Below are 25,071 nucleotides of genomic sequence, written 5' to 3'. Positions count from 1 at the left end.
TTTTTATTTTTTCATGTAAAAAAATTCACGAGATAAAACTCAGCATGTACGTATTTTTGCTAAAAATTGTAATAATATGATATATACAATTTCTATCCAGGAAGGAGAAATTTCGAAATGCCTGATAATACAAAAAAACTAAGTGAAATAAAACTTGGTCAAAAGACATCAATAGATGTCGATGCCGGTAACAAAAACATTGTTCTAGCAGGAGGTTGTTTCTGGGGAACAGAAGAGTTCCTTCGCAGATTGCCAGGTGTGATAAATACCTACACAGCTTATGCCAATGGTAATACTCTTTCACCTACTTATGAGGACGTTTGCAGCGGAGAAACTTTGCATGCGGAGGCTGTCTATGTTGAGTATAACCCTGAAATTATAGATTTAGCTCATTTGCTATATTATTTTTTCAAGAGCTTCGACCCAAGAGAATTAGATAAACAAGGGAATGACTTTGGTAAACAATATAGAAATGGTATTTATTACTTAGATGAAGAAGATCTAGATACAATTAACTTTGTAGTAGAAATGATTCAAGAAAAATACCAAGAACCTTTGGCAACAGAGGTTTTGCCTTTAGACAATCTAAGCAAGGCTGAAGAATTTCATCAAGACTATTTAATCAAAAACCCACTAGGATACTGCCACGTTGACTTCCGTAATCTACCAGATGCAGGAGCTAGTATGAAAGGAGATAAATTTGAGTAATTTAAATAATTTAAGTAATAAGGATTTTGACTATAAGGATTTAAGCCCAGAAGAATTGCGAGCTAAGATAGGTGACCTAGCCTACGAAGTTACACAAAATGAGTTGACAGAAAGACCTTTCTCATCTGATTATGATCAGAATTTCTCTGAAGGTATCTATGTTGATATAGTAAGTGGAGAGGCGCTATTTAGCTCCAAGGATAAATATGACGCTGGTTGTGGTTGGCCTTCATTTACCAAAGCAATCGGCGAAGAAGTCGATAAGCTTAACGAAAAAGCAGATTTCAAGTTAGGTTATGAGCGCACTGAGGTTCGCTCTAAAGAAGCTGATAGTCACTTGGGACACGTTTTCACTGACGGTCCTAAAGATGCAGGCGGTTTACGTTACTGTATCAATGGTGCTGCGTTGAAGTTTATTCCAAAGGATCAAATGGAAAAGGAAGGTTACGGAGATTATCTAAAATATGTCTAAGCCTCTTCTAACAGAATTTAATTCATCTTCTGAACTACCAGAAGATTTACCTGAAGAAATTTTGTTTATACTCGATAGATTCGAGAAAAATCATAAACGAAGTTATCTGGTTGGTGGTTCTGTTCGAGATTTACTCCTAGGGAAAGCAATAAGCGACTACGATATCACGACTCCTGCTACACCGGAGGAGGTTAAGAAGATTTTCTCCGATTTCATAGTGCTAGATACAGGCTTGCAACACGGGACTGTAACTTTATTGATTGATAACAAGCCATTTGAAATTACTACTTTTAGGACTGATGGCAAATATAGTGACCATCGCCGGCCTAACAATGTTGAATTGACTACCTCTCTATATGAAGATAGTCAGCGAAGAGACTTCACTATTAACCAATTGGCCTATAACCCAACAGAGGGCTTAGTCGATTACCACAATGGTTTAGCTGATCTAAAAGCTAAATTAGTTCGTGCTGTTGGTGACCCTTATAAGCGTTTCAATGAAGATGCTCTAAGGATAATAAGAGCCTTACGTTTTGGTGCGCAATTAAATTTCAACGTTGAAGAAAACACATTTGCGGCTGTCAAAGATATGATAAATGACCTTGATTTTGTTGCGGCTGAACGACTTACTCACGAATTAAGCAAAATTCTTAATTCTGATTTTTTGTCTGATAACTGGCAAAATTTAATGGTCCTGTGGAACTATCTATTTCCTCACTATGCCTGTGAAATTTATAGATCACTTAATGTTGATTTCCTTGAGAATCTTCCAAAGAATCATAATATTAATTTAACGATCTTGACTTATTTCCTCACAAATGAAGACCTCTCGCATTTCTTAGATAAAATTAAGCTAAAAAGACTAGATTCAGGACTTATAAAATCTTATGTCTCTGCGTTGCATGAGGTTGCTGAGAGCCACGGGGTTGAGGGGATTGAAGCGATTGGAGAGATTGGAAAGATTGGAGGCCAAGAAATGGACTTTGAAACAAAGTCTAAAATGAACATCGAGGAACGCAATTTCTTCTCACCTCTAGATTTAGTACATCTAAAAAATAAATATAAACTTGATCTACCTACTTTTATAGAAGTCTTAGATTTAATAGTGCTTGAGCCTAAGTATGGTATTTCACCTCATACAATAGAAGAAATTAAAGCAAGCTTCTCAGAAATCTTGGAAAAACAACTACCTTTATCAACATTAGAACTTGCTATTACCGGCAAAGATCTAATAAACCTAGGCTTCTCTCAAGGCAAAGCTGTAGGTAATGTATTAGATGTTTTGTTACATAAAACTATTCAAGGCGAATTAGAAAACAAGGAAGAATCATTGTTATCTGCCGCTAAAGCTATGCTCTCCTAAGTTCTTGTTAATTTAACTTTTCTTAATCGTAGTCAACTAAGTCGGCAAAACCACTAAGTCTTTACTTTTGTTGACTTTTGTCATTATTTTTACTATTTTTTCATGAGTCAATAGGCAATAATTTTAAAAATGAATTGATATAGCTTTTATAATATAATGATATTAAGTTATCCTACATAACTTATATAATACTTTGGAACTTTGCAGCCTAGTCTGTAAATAAAGTTATTTGGAGGAAACGTTTATGTACTGTCCAATATGTGGAGAAGAAGTTAATCTTAGTCAGAGTCAGTGTCCCAGTTGTGGTACTAACTTAGACTGGAGTGACCATCAAGAAAACAATTTCCAAAATGAAGAAATAAATTCAGATAATAATATTCAAACAAGTAATGAGAGCAATAGTTACTACAAGGATATCAACAAAAATGATCCTTTCGCACCTAATGCAGGGTTCAATAGTGTTGATTATGATGTACCTGAAACAAATGCAGATCAGCAATTTGAAAGAAGTTCAGGTTCTGTCAACTCACAGCCTTTAGCTGGAGGAAATTATCAATCTGATGATTTACAATATGATTATTATGATTCTGAAGAAGAGAATAAGCAACGTAAACGCTTTATTTGGCTATTATTAGGTGCTGGAATTGTTATTTTATTATTAACATTACTCTTTGTCCTAATTAGCCGTAAAAATAAAGGTAGAGAAGTTGGTCCAAACTTGTCTAACTCTGTTTCTGAGCTTAGTATTTCAAGTAGCACCAGTGAGAAAAGCACAACAAGCTCAACAACCGAGCAAAGTGAGAGTAGTCAATCCTTAGTACAAAGTAGTAACAAGAATGAAATAGTTTATGTTACTCCTACTCCAGCCCCTACTCCTACACCTACAACTACTGTTGCTACAACAACCACAACAAAGGCTCCTACAACTACAACTACTAAGGCGACCAGCAAAGAAACAACTACTGCAAGTACTGTAGAAAATACAACTACAAGTAGCACAGATAGCTCTATTGAGAATTCGAGCAAGGAAACTGATCCTAAGCAAACTACTACAGACAATACTCAAGAATCAACACCTACATCCACTACTTTTGCTAGTGATCATGAAACTTATCTAAGACTCAATTCTGGTGATTTGCCTGTAGAACCAAATAGATTTGGCGATCCTGATAAGCCAGGGGATACTGCGCCAACAGGGGAAATTTTGCCGGACAATAATTCTGAGAGCAAGAAATTATCTAGCTTTATCAACGAATCATTGCAAAACATTAATTCTCCAGTATACAACGGTGCTCAAGTTCAAGACAGAACTGTTCAATTACCAAACTTCAGCCACATCTCCCAAGTTCCTAGCGAGTTGTGGATAGAAACTTATTTGAACCAATTCTTAAAGACTGTCAAAGGCTCAACAAATCCTTTCGACACTAAAGAATTTAAGTTGAAGGAAATTGAAGAATTCTTACAAAAGAATGTAAATCCAGAAATTAAATTAGATCCAAATTCTCCGTATAATGTGCCACCTTATGAATATAGGAAAGATGATGATGGTACTTTCTCAATCCCAGATACTGCAATTGAACCTAACGAGGAAATTACAGAGAATCCAGAGTCAAAAACAACATTTGTCCCTATTGAGACAGTTAAACTCAAAAACGGAAATTATGAAGTTCGTATGATCGAATTGAACTATGATTTGCGCACGCATGAAGATGTAAACTACAGGGTAATTACTGACCTACGTCATCAAAAGGTTATCGGTTTAGCTATCGATAGTACAAAATCCGTAGCTCAAACTGCAGATGATATAACAAATGATGGCGATACCGTATTCTTTATGAATATTGAAGAAATGAAAGCTAACTTGGGGTATGTCAAATACACACTAACACCAGGAAGTAACGGTAATCTAACTCTAGTTTCTAAGATAAGCTACGCTGCTAATGCAAGTAATAGCGATGTTCTTGATAGAATATCTGAAATTGAAGACCATATTTATAGCAACTTAGATAGTTCAAGTGTTAAAACTGCTGAAAAAGATATACCTCTGATGAATAATCCAAAGACAGCAGATGCTGACAAGGCAAGTCAGATTGGAACAATCCGCAAAGACAGTCAATATCTAGTCTTCAATATAGGATCTGATTCTCAGTTTATTGCGTTAACTAGTGCTGGAGATGGTGACCTAATAGGTTACATTGACTTAATGGTAGAGTAATATAATAGAACGATAAGCATTAATTTTAATTAGATAGGAGCTTGATTAATTTCATGTCAAAAGATAAAAACCTAAAACTCAAAGATAAATTGCCTGCTTTAACAGTATATTGTGGGGCTTCAAGTGGCTTGAAACCAATATATTTGGAAACTGCAGAAGCTCTAGGAAAACTATTTGCTGAAGAAGGAATTCACCTCGTATATGGTGGAGGAGACAAAGGCCTAATGGGTAAAGTTTCTAGCACAGTTATTGAAAATGGTGGAACCGCAACAGGTATCATTCCAGACTTCATGATTGAGTTAGAGTGGGTTAATAAGGATTTGGACGACTTGAGAGTTGTCAAAACCATGTCCGAAAGAAAAAATTTGCTCCTAAATCTTGCAGAAGGGATTGTCATGCTACCTGGTGGAATTGGCACCATGGAAGAATTTTTCGAAGCTTTGTCCTGGAGTCAGTTACTCATACATGAGAAGCCTATAGGGATTCTAAATATTGATGGCTACTATGACAATCTTTTGGAGCTCATTCACGGGTTGCAAAAAGAAGGGTTTGTTGATACAAAAACTTCAGATCTTTACGTAGTTGATAGTGACCCAAGAAAGTTATTAGAGAAAATGGCAGAGTGGAAGCACCATGACACGATAAAAGAATTGACAAACATTGAAGATATCGAGGAAGAATAGTTTTATTGTTCAGAAAATGTTTACTCTTTCGATTGAAAGCTCTAACTTTTAGGCACGTGTTTATAGCTATAATTTAAATAGCTAAAATATGTCAAAAGGGTAGATTAATGGGAAGATATTGTTTTTATTGTGGCAAAAAACTAGAAAATGATGAGAGATGCAACTGTCGCTATGCTCGCAAAAATAATGAGCAACAAAGTGAAACAGGAAGCACTCAAAGCTCTTCTGCTAATAACTCTACAAATAAATCTGCTAGTAATTCTAACGAGGCTGATAACTCTAGTGGCCCTTACACTTCAAGCTCGAAGTCGGAGCCGGGAGAAAAATCCCAAAATAGTAGATTCAATCGAAATAAATATAGTGCTTTCCAAGAAAGCAAGGAAGAGCATGCCAATAGAAAGAAAAAAACTGCCAATAAAAAATCCAAAATATTTAATAACGGAGACAGTTCTGGGGACAAGAAACAATTTTCATTTTTGCAATTTTTTAGTTTTTTCAAAAACCTCTTCACTTCTCCAACAACTGTAATTAGTGATTCCAAAACAGCAAGACTTTGGCAACTTTTTGTAGCTGTATTTATACAAGCTCTTTTATTTGCTTTTAATATTTATTTATTTGTAAAAAACAGTAACTTATCTAATTTAATAATTTTACAGGATACGACTAACAGGTATAATGGTTTTGCAAAATTAGGTATGAGTATATTTATCCGTGCCTTTATTTTCTCAATCATCTTAGATGCTTTGCGAGTCGTTATTGCTTGGATCATTCTCAAATTAATCAGCAATCAGAATTTTAACTTTAACGATCTCTGGAAAGTATTCTTGCCAGGAATATATTACTCATCCATAATTTATTTTATATCTCTAGCACTAATAAACGGTACAGGAATTCAAGGTTTGATTATAATTGTTTTTGCTGCAAATCTTAGATTGTTAGTAGATATATTTAGTATTAGAGCATGGACTAGTTTTACCACAGATAGCTTAATTGGCAATACCATGATAATAGCCATTATAATGGCTATTATTATGAGCTTAGGCATTAATTTCATTCTGCCAAATGTAGCTAATTTCTCTGTACAACCAGGTAAAAACGAAAACCAAACTAAGCCTAATATTAAAGTCCAAAGGAGTATATATGACGAAATTTCATTATGAGACGATTCACTGCCCATATTGCTTAAACGAAGAGGATTTGCCAATCTGGGATATAGTTGACGTTGAAGAGGACCCTGACCTAAAGAACCAGGTTTTCCTAAAGGAATTACAAAATTACGAATGCCAAAACTGCAATCGTAAATATGTTTTAGACCAGCCATTCTTATATGTAGACCCAAGATCTAAGTTGCTTATTTACTACGCACCAAAATTCTCTGAGGTATTATTAGATAAATCTTCTAGAGATGAGCAGGGCAATCTTAAATCCGAAATTAGTTCAAACTTGCCCTTAGATTTTGGCGTAGATATCCAAGATTATACCCTCAGAATTTGTTACGACTATAATGATTTAATTGAGAAATTGCATGTTTTCGATTTTGATCTAGATGACAGATTAATTGAGGTAATAAAGTATGCGACTAGATCCAATCCACCAGCCGTTGAAGATGAAAATGGCAATAGAACTATTAAGAAAATTGAAGCCATTTATTTTGTTGGGATTGAAAATTCTCAATATATTTTCCAGACTTTCTCAGAAGATGAGGTTTGGAGGCAAGTCCCTCTAGATGCTGAAGTTTATGACAATGCTGAAGCTTACTTCGCAGATAAATTTAATGAAGATGAGAATTGGAATGTAGTTGATTACTTAGGTTGTGAAATTTTCCTGCTGAATAATAAGTTTTAGCGTTTACTTTAGAAATTTTTTGTAGCAATCTAATTTAAGACTAAATTTGAACAAAACAAAAGCGAAGCTATCCGTGAATTAAGTGGTTTCCCACTTTCATCACTTTTAACTTCGCTTTTTATTTTGCTATTTCAAGCTAATTTACTTATTTGAAGAACTAGAAATCACTATTCTTCGCTAGTTTCTTCGCTTGAACTTTCACCAGTTTCAGAGCTTGTATCTGAATCTTCATTTACTTTTTGTAGTGACCTATCAGCTGCTTTAATAACTAGCTTATCATCCTCTACATCAACCAATGCAGTATCGCCTTCTGAAACTATGCCATCGAGCATTGCCTCCGCAATTTTGTCCTCAACCTCAGACTGAATTTTTCTTCTCAGAGGTCTTGCACCATATTCTGGTGAGTAACCATCTTCAGCTAAGTAAGTAACTGCTGCATCACTTACACTTACGTGTACACCCACTTGTTCAACTCTAGCAATTAAGTCTTTCAACATATTTCTTGCTATAGTTTCCATAGATTCTTGACCTAACATACGGAAGAAGATAATCTCATCAATCCTATTAATAAATTCTGGTGACAATGTGTCTTTTAATTCTTTCATGACTAATTCTTTAGCCTCTGAATAAGATCTACCACCATATAAGTTGCTATCAATATCCTCTTCGCCTGAAATAACTGCCTGACTTGTGCTGCCAAAACCAATTTCTCGACCTTGAGCTGTTGTTAGCAATCTAGCACCAATGTTAGATGTCATGATTATTATAGTGTTACGGAAGTCTACTGTTCTACCCTGTCCATCTGTCAATCTACCGTCCTCTAGAACTTGTAGAAGGATATTAAGTACATCTGGGTGAGCTTTCTCAATCTCATCGAATAGAACTACACTGTATGGACGTCTTCTAACTGCTTCAGTTAATTGTCCACTCTCTTCGTAACCTACGTAGCCTGGAGGAGATCCGATGAATTTATTCACGTCGAATTTCTCCATGTATTCTGACATATCGAACCTTACCATAGCCTTCTCTTCACCAAACATCTCGATAGCGAGGGCCTTGGCTAATTCTGTCTTACCTACACCAGTTGTACCCAAGAAGATAAAGGATCCTGTCGGTCTTGAAGGGTCTTTTAGTCCTAAACGACCACGTTTAATCGCTCTAGAAACACTCTCAACTGCTTCATTCTGTCCAATTACTCTTTTCTCAAGATCTTGTTCTAGATTTCTCAATCTCTCTTGGTCAGATTCGTTGATCTTGCTAACTGGTATACCTGTCCAGTCCGCTACAACTTCTGCAATGTCCTCTTCGGTCAAAATATTGTGCTCAGTATCGACAGATTTTTTCCATTTAGCACGCATTGCATTAAGTTCTTCTTCTAATTTCAATTCTTCGCTACGAAGTTTAGCCGCATTCTCATAGTCTTCTAATTTTGCAGCTTCTTCTTTTTGAGCTTCAATCTCTTGCAAGCGTTGTTCAATATCTTTAACCTCTGTAGGTTCTACAAAGTTATTCAAACGTATCTTAGAGCTACCCTCATCAATTAGGTCAATTGCTTTGTCCGGCAAAAATCTATCCGTAATATATCTGGTAGATAGATCTATAGAAGCTTTGATCGCTTCATCGGTAATTTTTACACCGTGGTGAGCTTCGTATTTATCCTTGATACCTTCTATAATTTGGTAGGTCTCTTCTGGACTTGGCTCATCGACTGTAACAGCTTGGAACCTACGCTCTAGAGCTTTATCCTTCTCTATAACTTTTCTATACTCATCAATAGTTGTAGCACCAATAATTTGTAATTCACCACGAGCGAGCATTGGTTTCATGATATTTGATGCGTCCAAAGTACCTTCACCAGCACCTGCACCTACAATTGTGTGTAGCTCATCAATGAACAGAATAATATTTCCTGCAGCCGTAGCTTCTTTGATTACATTCTCAAAACGCTCCTCAAATTCACCTCTATATTTAGCACCTGCCAAAAGACTAGTAATATCTATAGAAATAATTCTCTTATCCTTGAGGGCTTCAGGCATGTCACCTGCGACAATCATGTTGGCTAAACCTTCTGCTATAGCTGTCTTACCGACACCTGCCTCACCGACTAGGACTGGGTTGTTCTTGTTACGTCTAACCAATATTTGCATAACTCTATTGATCTCTTCATCACGTCCAATGATAGGGTCAATTCTTCCTTCTCTGGAAGCTTGTGTTAGATCATAACCATACTGGTCTAGAGTTGGGGTATCAGATTGTTCTTGAGGATTAGAGTTGGATTCCTGTCTATTTCCTAAACCTGCTCTAGGGTTACTCGTAAAACTCTGTTTACGAATGTTACCATCTGCATCTTGAGTGATTGTTGTACTAGTGAAGCTATCTGCATATAGGCTAAAGTAGAGCATTCTAGGATCTACTCCCATACTAGTTAGCATTCTATAGCCAACACTCTCTGCCTCTCTTAAAATCGCACCCATAAGGTGTTCTGGCTCAACAGATTTAGAGTTATTTCTATTAGCCTCGTTAACTGCCAGCTCTATGACTCTCTTGGTTCTTGGGGTCATCATCTGAATTGCAGCTTCTACATCTTCTGGATTGGTAATCTCTATATTTTTTGCTTCTTTGCCATTAACTCTGTTCAAAGCTTCGGCGAAATTCTCTGCAGTAATTCCTTGAGCATTTAAAGCGTTTTGGGCCTTACCCTCTCCTTCTGCAAGAACACCTGCAATGATGTGTTCTGTGCTTATATAATCTTGTGAGTATGTCAAAGCCGTTTCATAAGCTTTAGACAACACTTTTGCTGTTCTATCTGTATATCTCAATATCATAAGCGTTCCTCCTTTTTGTTTGCGTTAGTGTTTTTGTTTGTTTTTTTGGTTTGTTTATTGGGTTCGTGTTTGTTGTCTTTCTTATTATTTGTTAAAGTTTGTTGAGATTGTTTATCTAAACTCTAATTAATTCAAACTCAAGCCCATCAGTCATCAAGATTCACCAACAACTCCACCAGCATATTTTTTAGTATTTTCATTCGTACTGTATCTCTTAAGACTCCATCTAATCCATCAAGACTGCTATCTGATGTTGCCGCCATAAATAGTCTCGCTGTATCCGCATCCATAACGTCATAATCGTAAAAATTCCTAATGAATATATCCGCTTGTTTCTGGGTCAAAGCATTACCTAAAGAATTAACAGCGTGCATTATGTATCCTGCTTTATTATGGTTGGTATCTATCTTGTAAATTCGTATAGAACCTCCGCCGCCTCTTCTACTCTCAACTCTGTACCCGTTACTACTGGTAAATCTTGTAGATAAAACGTAAGTTACTTGAGAAGGGACGCAATTTGCTTGTCTCGCTAATTCTCCACGAGTAATTTCTGCGAATCCATTATTTGCATCTATTATTTCCTTTATCATCGCTTCAACTATGTCACTTATCTTTGCCATCTCTTCCTCCTTGTACTGTTAGTGTTTGTCTGTTTATTTGACTGTTTGTTTATTTGTTTATAAAACTATTATAGTTCATTTAACGGAGCCTTGTTTGTATCTTTTGACCTTGTTTGACATTCATTATACTAGCTTGAAAAATCTTGTCAAGAACTTTTTGACATTCTTTGACATTTATTTTTTAAAAAATAAAAAGAGCAACATTTACGCTGCTCTTTACTCATCTCAATATCAAATCTGCCTACTTCAAACTATGAACCATCCAGTCAATTTTTACATCCGCTTTGACGTGGAAAGGCAGATTAAGCTCTCGTTGTTGCTTATTTCTGAAACACATTAGATTTACCAAGACTGTGCCATGCTCTGGGCATACGGTACTGTTATTTAAGTGCAAACCACGTTTTGCCGGCTTCCAATTCTTTGTAAATTTAAGTTTAGTTTTGCAGGCTGGACATAGCCAATCCGTATTTTTTGCAATTTTTATCAGATCTGAAGACTTACTAATATCATCGAATACAAGTTTATCCCTGTAATTTAAATTAATATCATAGGAATATTTATAGAGCTCGGCAAAAAGTTCGTTTGGGTCAGAACTAATCTTATTCTCTTTTTGTAGATGTCTAATTGTTCTTTGGAAGATAATCGCTGTATACCAGGCATCATTAAGCGCCTTGTGCAAGTCCTTTTCTGGCTCTATTTCTAAAAATTCAAGAGCAGTAGCCACACTATTTTGAGTGTTTCTATCATCTTTTGCTAGACTAAAGAATCTCTGCGCATCAAAAAAACGCATACCCAATGGCCATTGCAAATTATATGCTTCTAAATTAGAAATCCATGGTCTGACATCATTATTGCTCCAGGTGCAAAAAAGAATAGGTTCACCGTCTTGCTTGGACCATTCCGTGAAATGCAAAAAGGCCTCAGGGAAATTGAGACCTGTTTTAAGACTTGCTTTATCTCTTTGAGTAACCTTTGCAACATGTTTGTGCAGTTCATCAAAGAAGTTTGCTTTAACATTTGTAGAAAAACTATCTAAAATATTTAAATGTTCATCTAATCGCCATGCTCCAATTTCAATAATTTCTTCATTTGGGATCATGGCATTATTCAATTTATTTTTCTTATATGGATTAGCAATATTCCATTCTAAGTCAAAAACTATATACATAATACTAAGTTCTAAAATAATTTCTGTTATGTTGTGAGCAATATCTTATTATTCATGAATAGAATATCTTTAAAATATAGCTCTCACTATATTAGTGTATGTATGAATAATATCCTGTTGAACCTGCAGATATAACTCTCTTGTTGTAGCCAAAAGCTGTATAGTTCCAGCCACCTTCAGAAATCAAAATACTACCATCTCCATAAACAGCTTCAACAAAGGCTACATGCATATTACCCATATAAATAACTGCCCCTACTGCTGGGGTATTATTAACTACATAACCAGCAGCTGCTGCTCTGTAAGGCCATGAATCTGCTGCACCTAGATATGTTGGTAACGGTCTGCCAATTGCATATCTTGCATTATAAGCATACCAAGTACACCAACCTGCACCATAGTAGCCTGAACCTGGTTGAGCAACACCACCAATATAGCCAGAGAGATTTAGGTTTCCTGGGCCATAGTAATTATTACTTGGTGCTTCAGTTGCTTGGGTAGTTGGTGCAGGTGCTTGAGTTGTTGTAGGCGCTTGAGTTGTTGTAGGTGCTTGGGTAGTTGGTGTAGGAGCTTGAGTTGCAGCAGTTGTTGGTGCAGTAGTTTCTACTGGTAACTTAATATTTGCCAACTCATCTGCTGTAGGAACTTTTAGAACTTGTCCTGTATATAAACTGTCGTTCCAGCTTTTGCCGTTAAATACTGCGAGGTATCTATAGTCTACTCCTGAACGATTACCTACGTGCCACCAACCTTCACCAGATGCTACTGTTATAGTTCTAGCTGCTGTTGTAGCAGTTGTTGTGCTTTGAGTACTGCTTGTACTTGCTACAGTTGTGTTAGCTGTATCCTCATTTGAATCATTTGCTTCTTCAACTGCTTTAACATCATCTTCGTTAGTGTTATCGGCATTTTCTTTATCATCAAGATTAACCTTCTCTAAAACTTTATCAGCAAGTTTAACCTCTTTTAGTTTAATCTTAGATTTTTTATCATTAAGCTCTGAATCTAAACCACCACGATTTATACCATTTTCTGTAATATCATCGATATCTGCCATGAGGTTAATAGCTTCTTTTGTAATCTCTTCTGTAAGATTTAATTCTGGAGCTTTTTCTGTTTCTGCTTCTACTTTACGTCCTGAATTTACTAAAATTGAGCCAGATACTACCACTACTAAAGCAACGGCAGGAACTATTTTTAATACTGATTTCAGGGTAATTTTATTTTCTAGATTGAATTTATCTTTTAACATATTTTAGATTTTGAATTAGACATTACGAGGTATTTCCTCAAAATTTCGAAAAATAAATGTCCCTCTTCAAACTCTCCTTTTTAAACTTAATTTTTGTGTTTGATAAGCCTAACACTTCATAATGTTCAATAAAAGATATTTAAACACGATAGTAATAATAACCTTATGTAATTTTTTTGTCAAAAGCTTGTAATAATGTTTACAATTTTTTCGTCTTTTCGCATAAATACGGCATTTAACACCTTTATTAACAATTTTTCGAATGTAAAAAAGCAACCTTTAAATGTAAAAAAGCAATCTTGTTTTGAATTATGATAGCTAAAATTATCTTTTTTAATTCAAATTTTCAAGATTGCTTTTCTAAATTTATTTTAACTTTATTCAGTAAACTTAAAATCTACTAGTTAATTACTTTTTCTGAATCTGTGTCTTCTAACTCTTCAGCATTTTCCAAGACATTTTCTAGAATCTCTTTGTTCTCTTCAATTACAGGAACTGGAGTTAAGTTTCTATAATATGCCAAACCTGTACCTGCTGGAATTAGGGTACCAATGATGACATTCTCTTTTAGACCAATTAGCTCATCACGTTTACCTTTAACTGCTACATCTGTTAGAACTCTTGTTGTTTCTTGGAATGATGCAGCTGATAGCCATGATTCTGTAGCTAAGGAAGCCTTGGTGATACCTAATAGAAGTCTTTCGCCTTCTGCGATCTCACCACCTTCGTTATTTACACGAGTATTTTCTTCTCTGAAATTGAAGATGTCTACAACACCACCTGTTGGTAATTCTGTATCTCCTGCTTCATTTACTCTTACTTTACGCATCATTTGACGGCAAATAATTTCAACGTGTTTGTCATTAATATCGATACCGTTGTTGTTATAAACTTTAATAACTTCTGAAGTAATGTAACGTGCAACACCTGCAACTCCACTAACCTTCATAATATCGTGTGGGTTAATTGAACCTTCTGTGATTAGATCACCAGCTTCAATTGAGTCACCTTCTTCAATTAGTAGTGTTGATCCATAAGGAACATTGTATTTCTTAACTTTGCCCTCTGCATCTGTTACTTCAACTTCAGTCTTACGTTTACTTGAGTCTTTAATACTTACAATACCAGCTGTCTGACTCATAATTGCTTGACCCTTTGGTTTTCTCGCTTCAAATAGCTCTTCAACACGAGGCAAACCTTGAGTAATATCTTCTCCAGACAATGCAATACCACCTGTGTGGAAAGTACGCATTGTAAGCTGTGTACCAGGCTCACCGATTGATTGTGCTGCCATAATACCTACTGATTCACCGATTTCAGCCTTTGAACCTGTAGCTAAGTTTGTACCATAACATTTAGCACATACACCGTGTTTTGCTTCACAAGTCAAGACTGATCTAATCTTAACTGCTTCAATTTCGGTTAGTTCAACTTTCTCAGCTTTCTTGTTGGTAATTAGTTTACCAGCGTTGCAAATTACTTCACCTGTTTCAGGATCGATAATATCTTCTGCTGCATATCTACCAACAATTCTATCTGCTAAAGTACTAATTACTCGCTTAGATGCTCCTGAACCTGAGGTCAAAGCTGTCATTGTTACTGAATCTTCACTACCACAGTCAACTTGAGTAATGATGATATCTTGAGCAACGTCAACCAAACGTCTTGTTAGGTAACCAGAGTCAGCTGTCTTTAACGCTGTATCTGATAGAGCTTTACGAGCACCGTGTGAGGAGATAAAGAACTCTAAGATGTTCATACCTTCACGTAGGTTTGACTTGATAGGAATCTCAATTGTCTTACCTGAAGTATCACTAACGTTACCACGCATACCTGCTAGCTGTTTGATCTGTGACATGGAACCACGAGCACCAGATTGACTCATCATTGCGATGGAGTTGTATCTGTCCATGTTTACTTTCAATGCTTCTGTAATGTCATCAGTTGTCTTTGTCCAAACTTGGATTGTAGCTTGTGAACGTCCATCTTCATTTAACAAACCTCTTTGGTGTTGTTTGTTAATGAATTCAACTTTTTCTTCAGCTTTTTGTAGATATTCTTGTTTGACTCCAGGAACTTCCATATCGAAAACGCTGATAGAAATACCTGATTTTGTCGCAAAGTGATAACCCAATTTCTTGATATCATCCAAAATGCTTGCTGTCTTGGTCAAACCATTGTAGCGAATTAAGCGCTCAATAATATTTCCTAGTTTTGTTTTGTCTACAACTTCATCAACTTCTAGATCGAATTCGTTCTCAGCTACTGTTCTGTCAACATAACCTAAGTTTTGTGGAATTATTTGATTGAATAAGAATCTTCCGTAAGTTGATGTAACTCTGTGATAAATATTCTTACCAAATTTCTTACCACCATCGAAACGAACTGTAATTGTTGAGTGTAATTCAATATCACCTTTGTCATAAGCCATTTCAGCTTCGTCTAAAGATGTGAATACCTTACCATCACCCTTACAATTTTCTTTGTCGATTGTCAAGTAATATAGACCTAGGACCATATCCTGGGTAGGAACGGTTACTGGTTTACCATCTTGTGGTTTCAAGAGGTTGGTTGAGTGTAGCATTAAGAATCTACATTCAGCCTTTGCTTCTGCAGATAAAGGTACGTGAACAGCCATTTGGTCACCATCGAAGTCAGCGTTGAAAGCTGTACATGCTAGTGGGTGTAGTTTAATAGCTTTACCCTGAACTAGTACTGGTTCAAATGCTTGGATACCTAGTCTGTGAAGAGTTGGGGCACGGTTTAACATAACTGGGTGATCTTGGATAACTTCTGCCAAAATATCCCAAACTGCGTCATCACCACGTTCAACTAAAGTCTTAGCTGTCTTAATATTGTGTGCGTAACCTTCGTCCATTAATCTACTCATAACAAATGGTTTGAACAATTCAATCGCCATTTCTGTAGGAAGACCACATTGGTGCATCTTAAGCTCTGGACCGATAACGATAACTGAACGTCCTGAGTAGTCAACACGTTTACCTAGCAAGTTTTGACGGAAACGACCTTGCTTACCTTTTAGCAATTCTGAAAGTGATTTCAAGGCTCTGTTTCCTGCACCAGCAACTGCTCTACCACGACGACCGTTGTCAATTAATGAGTCAACAGATTCTTGTAGCATACGTTTCTCATTACGGATAATGATTTCTGGCGCACCTAATTGTAGTAGTTTGTTTAAACGGTTATTTCTGTTAATAACTCTTCTATAAAGATCGTTTAAGTCTGATGTTGCAAAACGTCCACCGTCTAATTGAACCATTGGTCTTAACTCTGGTGGTAATACTGGAAGAACATCTAATACCATGTGCTCAGGTTTGTTTTCTGAACGGCTAAAAGCTTCCATTACTTCCAAACGTTTTACTAAACGTACTCTCTTTTGACCTTTGCTTGCTTTAATATCGTTACGAAGATCTTCTGTTTCTTTGTCTACGTCGATTTGTGCTAATAATTCTTGAATTGATTCTGCACCCATACCAGCACGGAAAGCATCACGACCAAACTTACGAACAGTTTCTTGGTAATCAGCTTCTGAAATGATTTGTTTTAGTTTTAGGCCTGTTTTGCCTGGGTCCAAAACAATGTAGTTAGCGAAGTATAGGACACGCTCTAGTTGACGTGGAGACAAGTCTAAGATTAATGCCATACGACTTGGAATTCCACGGAAGTACCAAATGTGTGATACTGGGGCAGCTAGCTTGATGTGACCCATTCTTTCACGTCTTACTTTTGATTTTGTTACTTCAACACCACATTTGTCACAGACAATTCCTCTATAACGAATTTTCTTATACTTTCCACAGTGACACTCGTAGTCTTTTGCAGGACCGAAAATTCTTTCACAGAAGAGACCATCTTTTTCTGGTTTTAGAGTTCTATAGTTAATAGTTTCAGGTTTCTTAACTTCACCATGTGACCATTTTAAAATTTGCTCAGGTGAAGCTAATCTAATATCAATTGACTCAAACTCTAAATTTTCTTCATTATCTTTATTTAATTTTTTGTTATCTCTCTCAACAAGTCTTAAATCAGCCATTATTTATTTTCCTTTCACTCTAAATTTAGCAGAGTCTTAATTATCTGAATCGGAATCATTGCCGATAGAGCTAATCAATTCGCGTAATTTATTGGTGTCATAGTTGATGTTTGGGTTTAAATCACTTTCGTCAACTTCTTCTTTCAAAGCAACTTCTTTATCTTGATAGTAAACTCTAACATCCAAGCTTAAACTGCGCATTTCTTGGATCAAGACCTTGAAGGACTCTGGAATTCCTGGATCAGGAATGTTCTCACCTTTAACGATAGCCTCGTATGTCTTGGTACGTCCTTGTACGTCATCTGACTTAACAGTTAAGATTTCACGCAATGTGTAGGCTGCTCCATAAGCTTGAAGTGCCCAAACCTCCATCTCACCGAAACGTTGACCACCGAATTGAGCTTTACCACCCAATGGTTGTTGTGTAACTAATGAGTATGGTCCAATCGCTCTTGCGTGGATCTTGTCATCTACTAAGTGGTGTAACTTCAAGTAGTACATGACACCAACTGTTACATCGTTGTCAAATCTCTCACCTGTACGACCATCGTATACGACAGACTTACCATTGCTTTGGATTCCGTATTCTTCAAGAATTTCTTGAATGTCGTGCTCGTCTGCACCATCGAATACTGGAGTTGCAACTTTGTATCCTGCCTTCTTAGCAGCCATTCCCAAGTGAACTTCTAGTAACTGACCAATGTTCATACGTGAAGGAACACCTAGTGGGTTTAATACAATATCTAGTGGTGTACCATCTTCTAGGTATGGCATATCTTCTGAAGGTAAAATTCTGGAAACAACACCTTTGTTACCGTGTCTACCAGCCATCTTATCACCGACAGATATTTTTCGTTTTTGAGCAATGTAAACTCTAACTAGTTCGTTAACACCATTACGTAATTCATCACCATTTTCACGTGAGAATTCTTTGATATCAACAACAACACCGCTTGTACCGTGAGGAACTCTTGTTGAGGTATCACGTACTTCACGAACTTTTTCACCGAAAATAGCACGGTATAGTCTTTCTTCTGCAGTTAATTCTGTCTCACCTTTTGGAGTGATCTTACCAACAAGGATATCACCTGCTTTTACTTCTGCACCAATTCTTACTACACCTTTTTCGTCAAGGTTACGTAGTGCTTCGTCACCAACTTGAGGGATTTCTCTTGTGATTTCTTCTGCACCTAGTTTGGTATCTCTAGCATCACACTCATATTCTTCAATGTGAATGGATGTATAAATGTCATCTCTAACTAAACGTTCGTTGATTAAAACAGCATCCTCGTAGTTGTAACCATCCCATGTCATGAAACCGATTAACATGTTTTGACCTAAAGATAGCTCACCATTATCTGTTGAAGGACCGTCTGCAATAATATCTCCTGCCTCAACATGATCGCCAATTCTGACCAATGGTCTTTGGTTAATACATGTGGAGTGGTTTGATCTTTGATATTTAGTTAGTTCATAAACATCTTGTGATACTTCTGATGTCTTAATAATAATTTTGTCTGAAGCTACAAATGTTACTTCACCAGCATTCTTAGCAACTGCTACAACACCTGAATCTTTCGCAGCTCTATATTCCATACCTGTACCAACTATTGGTGAGTCTGGTTTAACTAGAGGAACTGCCTGACGTTGCATGTTGGCACCCATAAGAGCACGGTTAGCATCGTCATTACCTAAGAATGGGATCAATGAAGTAGCAACAGAAACAACTTGTTTTGGTGATACGTCCATCAAATCGACTTTTTCTACTGGTACTTCCAAGAATTTATCACGTAAACGTACGGTAATTTTGCTATCTGCGAATGAGCCATCTTCATTTAGAGGTTCATTTGCCATAGCAATGTAGAAATCATCTTCCTCATCTGCTGTGAGATAACGAACTTCTTCTGAAACAACACCTTTTTCTTTGTCATAAACTCTATAAGGTGTTTCGATAAATCCATATTTATTAACCGTCGCATATGTTGCCAATGAGTTGATCAAACCGATGTTTGGTCCCTCTGGTGTTTCAATTGGACAAATACGACCATAGTGAGATGAGTGAACATCACGAACTTCAAAGTTAGTACGGTCTCTACTTAAACCACCAGGTCCTAAAGCTGACAAACGACGTTTGTGAGTTAATTCAGATAGTGGGTTGTGTTGATCCATAAATTGTGACAACTGTGAAGAACCGAAGAATTCTTTAATAGCTGCACTAACTGGTCTTGTATTAATTAATTTCTTAGGAGTTACCTTGTCTGGATCTGAGATTGATCTCATACGGTCACGTACGACTCTCTCCATACGAGTGAATCCAATACGTAATTGGTTTTGCAACAACTCACCAACAGAACGTACTCTACGGTTACCTAAGTGATCGATATCGTCTAGGTCACCAATTCCATCGTATAATCCAATTAAGTAACTTACAGAAGCAATAATGTCTTCAACTGTTAGGTTTGTTGGCATTAATTGGTTCTTGTCTTTACGGAATAATTCGTTGATTACTTTAGCTTGGTTTTCTTCAGATTCAGCTTGTGCTTCAGCTGCAACTGCTCTCAATGCACTTGTTCTTACCATTTCGGTAATTCCTGTGCCCTCGAAATCAATATCTTTAACAACGTCTTCTGAGAAGAAATTGCTTAAGAAAGCTTTAGCATCAACTCTTGCGTTACCAATTACACGGAACTTCTCATCCGCTTCAGTCAATGTGTCACCAACTTTAATCATTGGGATAACATCAACTTCATTAATACCACTGTTTTGGATATCCCATGCTTGTTCTTCTGTAATAATTTGATCTTTTTCTGCTAAGATTTCTCCCTCTGGAGAAACAATGTTGTCAACAGCTTTGTGACCAACAATTCTGCTTGCCAACGCAAATTTACGGTTGACAGTAAAGATACCAACGTTACCAAGGTCGTATCTTTGAGGGTTAAAAATCATATTGTTTAATAAGCTCTCAGCACCTTCTGCAGAAGCTGGTTCACCTGGTCTTAATTTACGGTGTAACTCTAAAAGACCTTCTTCACGATTTGTGCTGTTATCTTTGGCCAAAGTAGCCATGATGTAGTCACCGTCACCAAAGTTCTCGATAATTTCTGCATTTGTACCATAACCTAGAGCTCTCAAGAAAACTGATAGTGGGAATTTACGGGTACGGTCTATACGCATGTAAATAACGTCTTTTTTATCAGTTTCGTACTCTAGCCATGCACCACGGTTTGGGATAATTTGGCAACTGTATAGATCTTTACCACTCTTGTTATTCTTGATTGGTTTATAGTATGCACCTGGAGAACGTACCAATTGGCTGATAACAACTCTCTCGGCACCATTAATGATGAATGAACCATTGTCAGTCATTAGAGGGAAATCACCCAAGAATATAGTTTGCTCCTTGATAACTCCGGTCTTCTTATTGTTAAGTTGGACCTTCATTCTCATAGGCGCAGAGTAGTTAACGTCTCTATCACGACATTCACTCATTGGATAGTTAGGGTTATCGATATCAAATTCTGTTTCTAAAAGATAGATCTCGAGGTCTCCTGGACCATCATCTTTAATTGGAGAAATTGAGTCAATAACTTCTTTGATACCTTGATCTAGTAACCATTGATATGACTCTTTCTGAATAGAAACCAAATTTGGCATATCGGCTGCTTCATGTAATTTTGCATATGACATGCGCTCTGCACGTCCAAATTTTTCAGGATGCAACATAATTAAGATTCACCTCTTCGTCTGTATTATGAGTTTTAAACTATAAGAATTTTTCCATTCTGTTCTTGTGCTTTTCTAGAAAATATATTTGTTATATACATTTGACTTTTGGAGGATAAACTTCTATATCGTACAATTCCCAATTATGCAAGTAGTAATTTATCCAAAAAATCTAAAAAAAGCACACAAAAGCCTAAAATCTCATTAAGCGTTTTTACATGATAGCACCTCAAAAGCCGTCAGGTCAACGTTTACGCGCATTTACAGCTGTTTTTCTATATTTTAGAGATTTTTCTATTTCAGGTGATGAATTTTCTACTTATTGCACAAAAGGATTTTAAAAAATAGTTATTTGTTGAGTTTTAAGAGATTTATAGTTTTGATTTCTAAAATAAAAATGCCGAGTTATTACAACTCGGCATTCTTTAATCTAATGATATATGTGATGTAAATAAGATTATCTTATATCTCTATTATCTCTTGGCGAACCAGTAACCTGGGTAAACAGGTTTAACTTGGTTTTTTGGAGCTTCAGTTAATTTCTTAAGGTCTTCTTCAGATTTTTTCATTTGAAGTGCACTTATGATTTGATGATCTTTACTTGTAACATCTTTTTTATCTACTATATGTACTACATAGATGAAAGTATCTGTCTCAATTAACTCAGTTTTTCCTGTTTGAGCTTCAGGAGATAGTACAAAGTCCAATACTTTTTTCTGTAATTTTGCTTCATTCATTGCATCCACATTTTCGTATTTTACAGATTCACTTTGTAGAATTTTCTCACTATCTTTATTATCTTTTGCTTCTTTATCAAATTTTTCAAAATCAGCTTCACTGTTAATTGCTTTAGTCATTCCTACCGCATTATTTTTAACAGCTTTCTTTTGTTCTTCAGTTATCTCATTACCCTTTGAGTCATATAGACTGAATCTTGAAATTCTAACATCAGCAATATTTCTTGTATCTGCTTTTCTTTCACCAAATTTCAAGATCTGGTAATTATCCCCTATTTCAAAATATTTGACATCTCCAGCTTTTCTATCTTTTGCTGTTAACCAATCTAGAATATCTTTGTTAGTCAAGTTTGATAAAGTAATATTTTCTTGTAGAGTGAGGTCATCTTCTGATTTTTGTAGTTTTTCTTTGCTCTTCTCATCTGTAGCCATCTCAATTGCGACTTTCTTGAACTCTTCGCCTTTGCTAATTTTCTCTACAGATTCTTTTGCTTTAGCTTCTGATTTTTCCTTAGCTTTTTTCAATTCTTCTGATGTCAAAGCCTTATCTTCAGAATCTTTAGTATCTGTAACAATTTGGAAGCTATTAAATGTAACTAAATCATATTTATTTGTATTTTCATTGTATTCTTTATCAATCTCTTCTTGACTAATTTCATAAGTAGAAGGTTTTTTGTTTGCAAATTCAGTAGCTAACTTATTTTTTAGCATTAATTCACGCAATGAATCAACGTTCATACCTTTGCCGTAGAGATTTTGCAAGTAAATTTCAAAGTTCAAAGGTGAACCTGTTTGTTGCTTCATACTTTCAATGTAATTATCAATTTCTTTGACGTTTTCTTCAGATAGTTCAAATCCTGATTTAACAGCTTCTTGGTAAAGTAAATTAACTTGTTGTAGATTTTTGTTTGTTGTCTTTTCGAAGAATTCTCCCCATGTTAAATCTTCTTTTGTTGCAGCAGATGAATCCGCTTTTTTATCTAGTAAACCACCTTTACCAAAATATCTTGTATAAGTACCAACTAATGTATTGTAGTTATAGTTGTACTCATTAATAGTTACATTATTATCAGCAATAGTAATTGCGTTTAGATTTCTTTGAATTACTCCAGTTTGCCATAGAATTGTAATAGTAATAGCAGCTACAGCTAATAGAGCTAAGATAACTGTTAGAATTTTTTTGCCTAATTTTGTTTTCCCCTTGTGTGGCTTATGTGAACCGTCACGATTTTTTTGTGCTTCTAACCTTGCTTCTCTCTCTGCCCTTGCTCTTTCGGCCTTGCTATCATATTGTGTTTGAACATCTTCTTTTCTCGCCATAGATATATTCCAACTTTCCTCTTATCTTACAAATATATTTAATTATTATAATACATCAATACTATTAAAATTAGTAAATTTTCCATTATTAAATATTACCTAATTTTAGAATTTTTGTTTTGGGCATTTACGCTTTTAAGTCTCGTTATACTTAATTAAGAAGCCAGTCTCCAGTTTACTATTTACTAAAAAAACCTACTAAAAAAGTCTATCTGATTTTGTACCGACCCCCAAAAGTTAGACCAAAATCTAACGATTGGGAGGTCGGTATTTTTATGGCAAAACATAGTTTTGAATTCAAGAAGAAAGTTGTTTTAGAATATTTGGATGGTAAAGGTGGACTGGATTATCTTTCTAAAAAATATGGATTTGGCTCTAATTCTCAAATACGCAAATGGATCAATGCATATAAGGCGTTTGGCGATGAAGGATTAATGCGTTCTCGTAAAAAAGCAAAATATTCTTTCGAAAAGAAGCTTTATGTTGTAGAGTTATATCTATCAAGTGAGATTTCATACCAAGACTTGGCGATCCGAGAAGGTATAAACAATCCAAGTATGATTTGTAACTGGGTTAACCGCTTTCGTGTTGCTGGTCCTGATGCTTTGAAACCTCGTAAGAAAGGTCGAAAGAGAAAATTGGATAAACCTAAGATAGATAGTAAAGCTAAACAATTAGAAGAAAAAATAGTTGATACAAGTGCAGAATATGTTAAAGAACTAGAAGATGAATTGCTTAAACTAAAAATTGAGAATGCCTTTTTAAAAGAACTGAGGAGACTGCGTTTAGAGGACGAGGCAAAAATGAGAGAACGGCACTCGTCATCAACAGTCTCCGAGGAGAATTCAAACTAAAAGACCTTCTCTCTTATACAAGCATGCCTAAAGCAACATATATGTACTGGCAGAAAAGATTCTATAGAGAGAACCCTGATAAAGAAATCGAGGATAAGATTATTGAAATCAGAGAGACTCACAAGAATTATGGTTATCGTCGAGTGGTTGGAGAATTAAGAAACCAAGGCTACTGTGTGAACAAAAAGAAAGTACAACGTATAATGCAAAAACTTGTTTTGCAGGTTACCTCCTTCACTCGAAAGAGCCGAAAGTACAGTTCGTACAAAGGTAAAGTCGGAACGGTTGCTCCTAATCGCATAAGGAGACGATTTAATACATATATTCCACATCAGAAGATTACAACAGATACTACAGAGTTTAAGTATTATGAGATTAATGCTAAGGGTCACATGACAATGCATAAGCTCTATCTGGATCCATTTATGGATATGTGTAATGGTGAAATAATAAGCTATGCAATTGACAAGAATCCTTCTGCTAAAAATGTCATGGGTGCATTGGAACAGGCTATTGCAATAACATCAGATTGCAAATATAGAAGGACTTTCCATTCGGATCAAGGCTGGGCTTACCAAATGAAAGCATACTCTCATCGTCTAAAAGAAGAAAGAATCTTCCAAAGTATGTCTCGTAAGGGCAACTGTCGTGATAACGCTGTTATGGAGAACTTCTTTGGACTACTTAAGCAAGAAATCTATTATGGTGTTACTTACTATAGCTATGATGAGCTAAAGTCAGAAATAGAACGATATATAAAGTATTATAATGAACAAAGGATTAAAGAAAAATTAGGATGGCTAAGTCCAGTGCAATACAGGCTTAGACTCTTGGCTGCATAAAAATAGCGTAGCAGTCATATAAACTGCTACGCTAAAAAAGTCTAACTTTTGGGGGTCACATCATTTTCGATTCACTAAAAACTGCTTCAATTTTTGAAAGATTTTTATAGATTAAAATGAGTATAAAATCTCCTTTAGTTTTGTAAGGAACTCTCTACATTTAAGACAAAAAAGAGAGGGGAAAATATCCCTCTCTTAAATTATAAACGCTATCTAATATGACTAATCTTTCGACATGTACATTGTTAAAAATATTATTGCTGTACCCAAAAATATATATCTACCGTTACCAAAATTAAGGACAGATAAAATTAAAAAATATATAGATAACGGAAGATAGCCTGCTCTATTCTTGTAATGATCTTTGTATATTTTTTTCATTTTGATTTT

General features: G+C 35.8%; 15 protein-coding genes and 1 pseudogene. 8 read left to right on the top strand and 8 right to left on the bottom strand.

The genetic code is table 11. The features are described 5' to 3' along the window. Positions 1 to 117: 117 nt before the first annotated feature. The 7 genes from msrA to C5Q98_RS07100 all read left to right on the top strand — a co-directional run bounded on the left by msrA (position 118) and on the right by C5Q98_RS07100 (position 7,286). The gene (gene msrA, locus C5Q98_RS07130; protein WP_106012942.1) at positions 118 to 708 is read left to right on the top strand and encodes a peptide-methionine (S)-S-oxide reductase MsrA; all 591 of its coding nucleotides are present in this window, start codon (positions 118 to 120) and stop codon (positions 706 to 708) included. Continuing rightward, complete coding sequence (gene msrB, locus C5Q98_RS07125) at positions 701 to 1,180, top strand: peptide-methionine (R)-S-oxide reductase MsrB (protein WP_106012941.1); 480 nt, start codon at positions 701 to 703, stop codon at positions 1,178 to 1,180. Before msrA ends, msrB begins: the two co-directional genes overlap by 8 nt. Further along, positions 1,173 to 2,543: a CCA tRNA nucleotidyltransferase gene (locus C5Q98_RS07120; protein ID WP_106012940.1), complete on the top strand. Its 1,371-nt coding sequence runs from the start codon at positions 1,173 to 1,175 to the stop codon at positions 2,541 to 2,543. The genes msrB and C5Q98_RS07120 overlap by 8 nt, the downstream gene beginning before the upstream one ends. A 244-nt stretch (positions 2,544 to 2,787) precedes the next feature. Beyond that, positions 2,788 to 4,758, top strand: a complete 1,971-nt coding sequence (locus C5Q98_RS07115) for a zinc ribbon domain-containing protein (RefSeq protein WP_106012939.1) — start codon at positions 2,788 to 2,790, stop codon at positions 4,756 to 4,758. A 53-nt stretch (positions 4,759 to 4,811) separates the two neighbouring features. Further along, complete coding sequence (locus tag C5Q98_RS07110; protein WP_106012938.1) at positions 4,812 to 5,441, top strand: LOG family protein; 630 nt, start codon at positions 4,812 to 4,814, stop codon at positions 5,439 to 5,441. 107 nt (positions 5,442 to 5,548) lie between these two features. Beyond that, entirely contained in the window at positions 5,549 to 6,601 is a 1,053-nt protein-coding gene (locus tag C5Q98_RS07105; protein ID WP_106012937.1) for a hypothetical protein, read from the top strand. Further along, positions 6,582 to 7,286 (top strand): CpXC domain-containing protein, encoded by a 705-nt coding sequence (locus tag C5Q98_RS07100; RefSeq protein ID WP_106012936.1) that lies wholly within the window; start codon positions 6,582 to 6,584, stop codon positions 7,284 to 7,286. Before C5Q98_RS07105 ends, C5Q98_RS07100 begins: the two co-directional genes overlap by 20 nt. A gap of 167 nt (positions 7,287 to 7,453) precedes the next feature. Here the strand turns inward: C5Q98_RS07100 and C5Q98_RS07095 are convergent, their stop codons facing one another. The 7 genes and pseudogenes from C5Q98_RS07095 to C5Q98_RS07065 form a co-directional block, all read right to left on the bottom strand. Beyond that, positions 7,454 to 10,111, bottom strand: a complete 2,658-nt coding sequence (locus C5Q98_RS07095; protein WP_106012935.1) for an ATP-dependent Clp protease ATP-binding subunit — start codon at positions 10,109 to 10,111, stop codon at positions 7,454 to 7,456. A gap of 146 nt (positions 10,112 to 10,257) precedes the next feature. Continuing rightward, a complete protein-coding gene (locus tag C5Q98_RS07090; RefSeq protein WP_106012934.1) occupies positions 10,258 to 10,731 on the bottom strand; it encodes a CtsR family transcriptional regulator in 474 nt (157 codons plus the stop codon). 241 nt (positions 10,732 to 10,972) lie between these two features. Then, positions 10,973 to 11,899, bottom strand: a complete 927-nt coding sequence (locus tag C5Q98_RS07085; protein ID WP_106012933.1) for a 3'-5' exonuclease — start codon at positions 11,897 to 11,899, stop codon at positions 10,973 to 10,975. 91 nt (positions 11,900 to 11,990) lie between these two features. Then, positions 11,991 to 13,151: a CHAP domain-containing protein gene (locus tag C5Q98_RS07080; RefSeq protein WP_205728429.1), complete on the bottom strand. Its 1,161-nt coding sequence runs from the start codon at positions 13,149 to 13,151 to the stop codon at positions 11,991 to 11,993. Between the two features lie 400 nt (positions 13,152 to 13,551). After that, a complete protein-coding gene (gene rpoC, locus C5Q98_RS07075) occupies positions 13,552 to 17,205 on the bottom strand; it encodes a DNA-directed RNA polymerase subunit beta' (protein WP_106012932.1) in 3,654 nt (1,217 codons plus the stop codon). A gap of 87 nt (positions 17,206 to 17,292) precedes the next feature. Continuing rightward, positions 17,293 to 20,928 (bottom strand): annotated as a pseudogene (rpoB, locus tag C5Q98_RS07070) (DNA-directed RNA polymerase subunit beta); the annotation flags it as partial. A gap of 473 nt (positions 20,929 to 21,401) precedes the next feature. Then, complete coding sequence (locus C5Q98_RS07065; protein WP_106012930.1) at positions 21,402 to 22,985, bottom strand: hypothetical protein; 1,584 nt, start codon at positions 22,983 to 22,985, stop codon at positions 21,402 to 21,404. A gap of 275 nt (positions 22,986 to 23,260) precedes the next feature. On the opposite strand from C5Q98_RS07065, the gene C5Q98_RS07060 reads away from it, so the two are divergent. After that, positions 23,261 to 24,681 (top strand): IS3 family transposase gene (locus C5Q98_RS07060; protein ID WP_106011845.1). Its coding sequence is split into 2 segments (ribosomal slippage): positions 23,261 to 23,828 and positions 23,828 to 24,681, totalling 1,422 coding nucleotides; the frame shifts between segments, so codons are not numbered across the junction. 222 nt (positions 24,682 to 24,903) lie between these two features. Here C5Q98_RS07060 and C5Q98_RS07715 read toward each other — a convergent pair. After that, positions 24,904 to 25,062 carry a hypothetical protein gene (locus tag C5Q98_RS07715; protein ID WP_158695742.1) on the bottom strand — a complete coding sequence of 53 codons (159 nt, stop codon included), beginning with the start codon at positions 25,060 to 25,062 and terminating at the stop codon, positions 24,904 to 24,906. Positions 25,063 to 25,071 lie beyond the last annotated feature (9 nt).

The organism is Fastidiosipila sanguinis, from assembly GCF_002998295.1.
Classification (GTDB): Bacteria; Bacillota; Clostridia; order Saccharofermentanales; family Fastidiosipilaceae; genus Fastidiosipila; species Fastidiosipila sanguinis.
This window is presented reverse-complemented; position numbering and strand designations above follow the sequence as displayed.

Coding starts and splice junctions, on each gene's coding strand:
- msrA (WP_106012942.1), top strand. CDS start 118: ATGCCTGATAATACAAAAAAACTAAGTGAAATAAAACTTGGTCAAAAG.
- C5Q98_RS07120 (WP_106012940.1), top strand. CDS start 1,173: ATGTCTAAGCCTCTTCTAACAGAATTTAATTCATCTTCTGAACTACCA.
- C5Q98_RS07115 (WP_106012939.1), top strand. CDS start 2,788: ATGTACTGTCCAATATGTGGAGAAGAAGTTAATCTTAGTCAGAGTCAG.
- C5Q98_RS07110 (WP_106012938.1), top strand. CDS start 4,812: ATGTCAAAAGATAAAAACCTAAAACTCAAAGATAAATTGCCTGCTTTA.
- C5Q98_RS07105 (WP_106012937.1), top strand. CDS start 5,549: ATGGGAAGATATTGTTTTTATTGTGGCAAAAAACTAGAAAATGATGAG.
- C5Q98_RS07100 (WP_106012936.1), top strand. CDS start 6,582: ATGACGAAATTTCATTATGAGACGATTCACTGCCCATATTGCTTAAAC.
- C5Q98_RS07095 (WP_106012935.1), bottom strand. CDS start 10,111: ATGATATTGAGATATACAGATAGAACAGCAAAAGTGTTGTCTAAAGCT.
- C5Q98_RS07090 (WP_106012934.1), bottom strand. CDS start 10,731: ATGGCAAAGATAAGTGACATAGTTGAAGCGATGATAAAGGAAATAATA.
- C5Q98_RS07085 (WP_106012933.1), bottom strand. CDS start 11,899: ATGTATATAGTTTTTGACTTAGAATGGAATATTGCTAATCCATATAAG.
- C5Q98_RS07080 (WP_205728429.1), bottom strand. CDS start 13,151: ATGTTAAAAGATAAATTCAATCTAGAAAATAAAATTACCCTGAAATCA.
- rpoC (WP_106012932.1), bottom strand. CDS start 17,205: ATGGCTGATTTAAGACTTGTTGAGAGAGATAACAAAAAATTAAATAAA.
- C5Q98_RS07065 (WP_106012930.1), bottom strand. CDS start 22,985: ATGGCGAGAAAAGAAGATGTTCAAACACAATATGATAGCAAGGCCGAA.
- C5Q98_RS07715 (WP_158695742.1), bottom strand. CDS start 25,062: ATGAAAAAAATATACAAAGATCATTACAAGAATAGAGCAGGCTATCTT.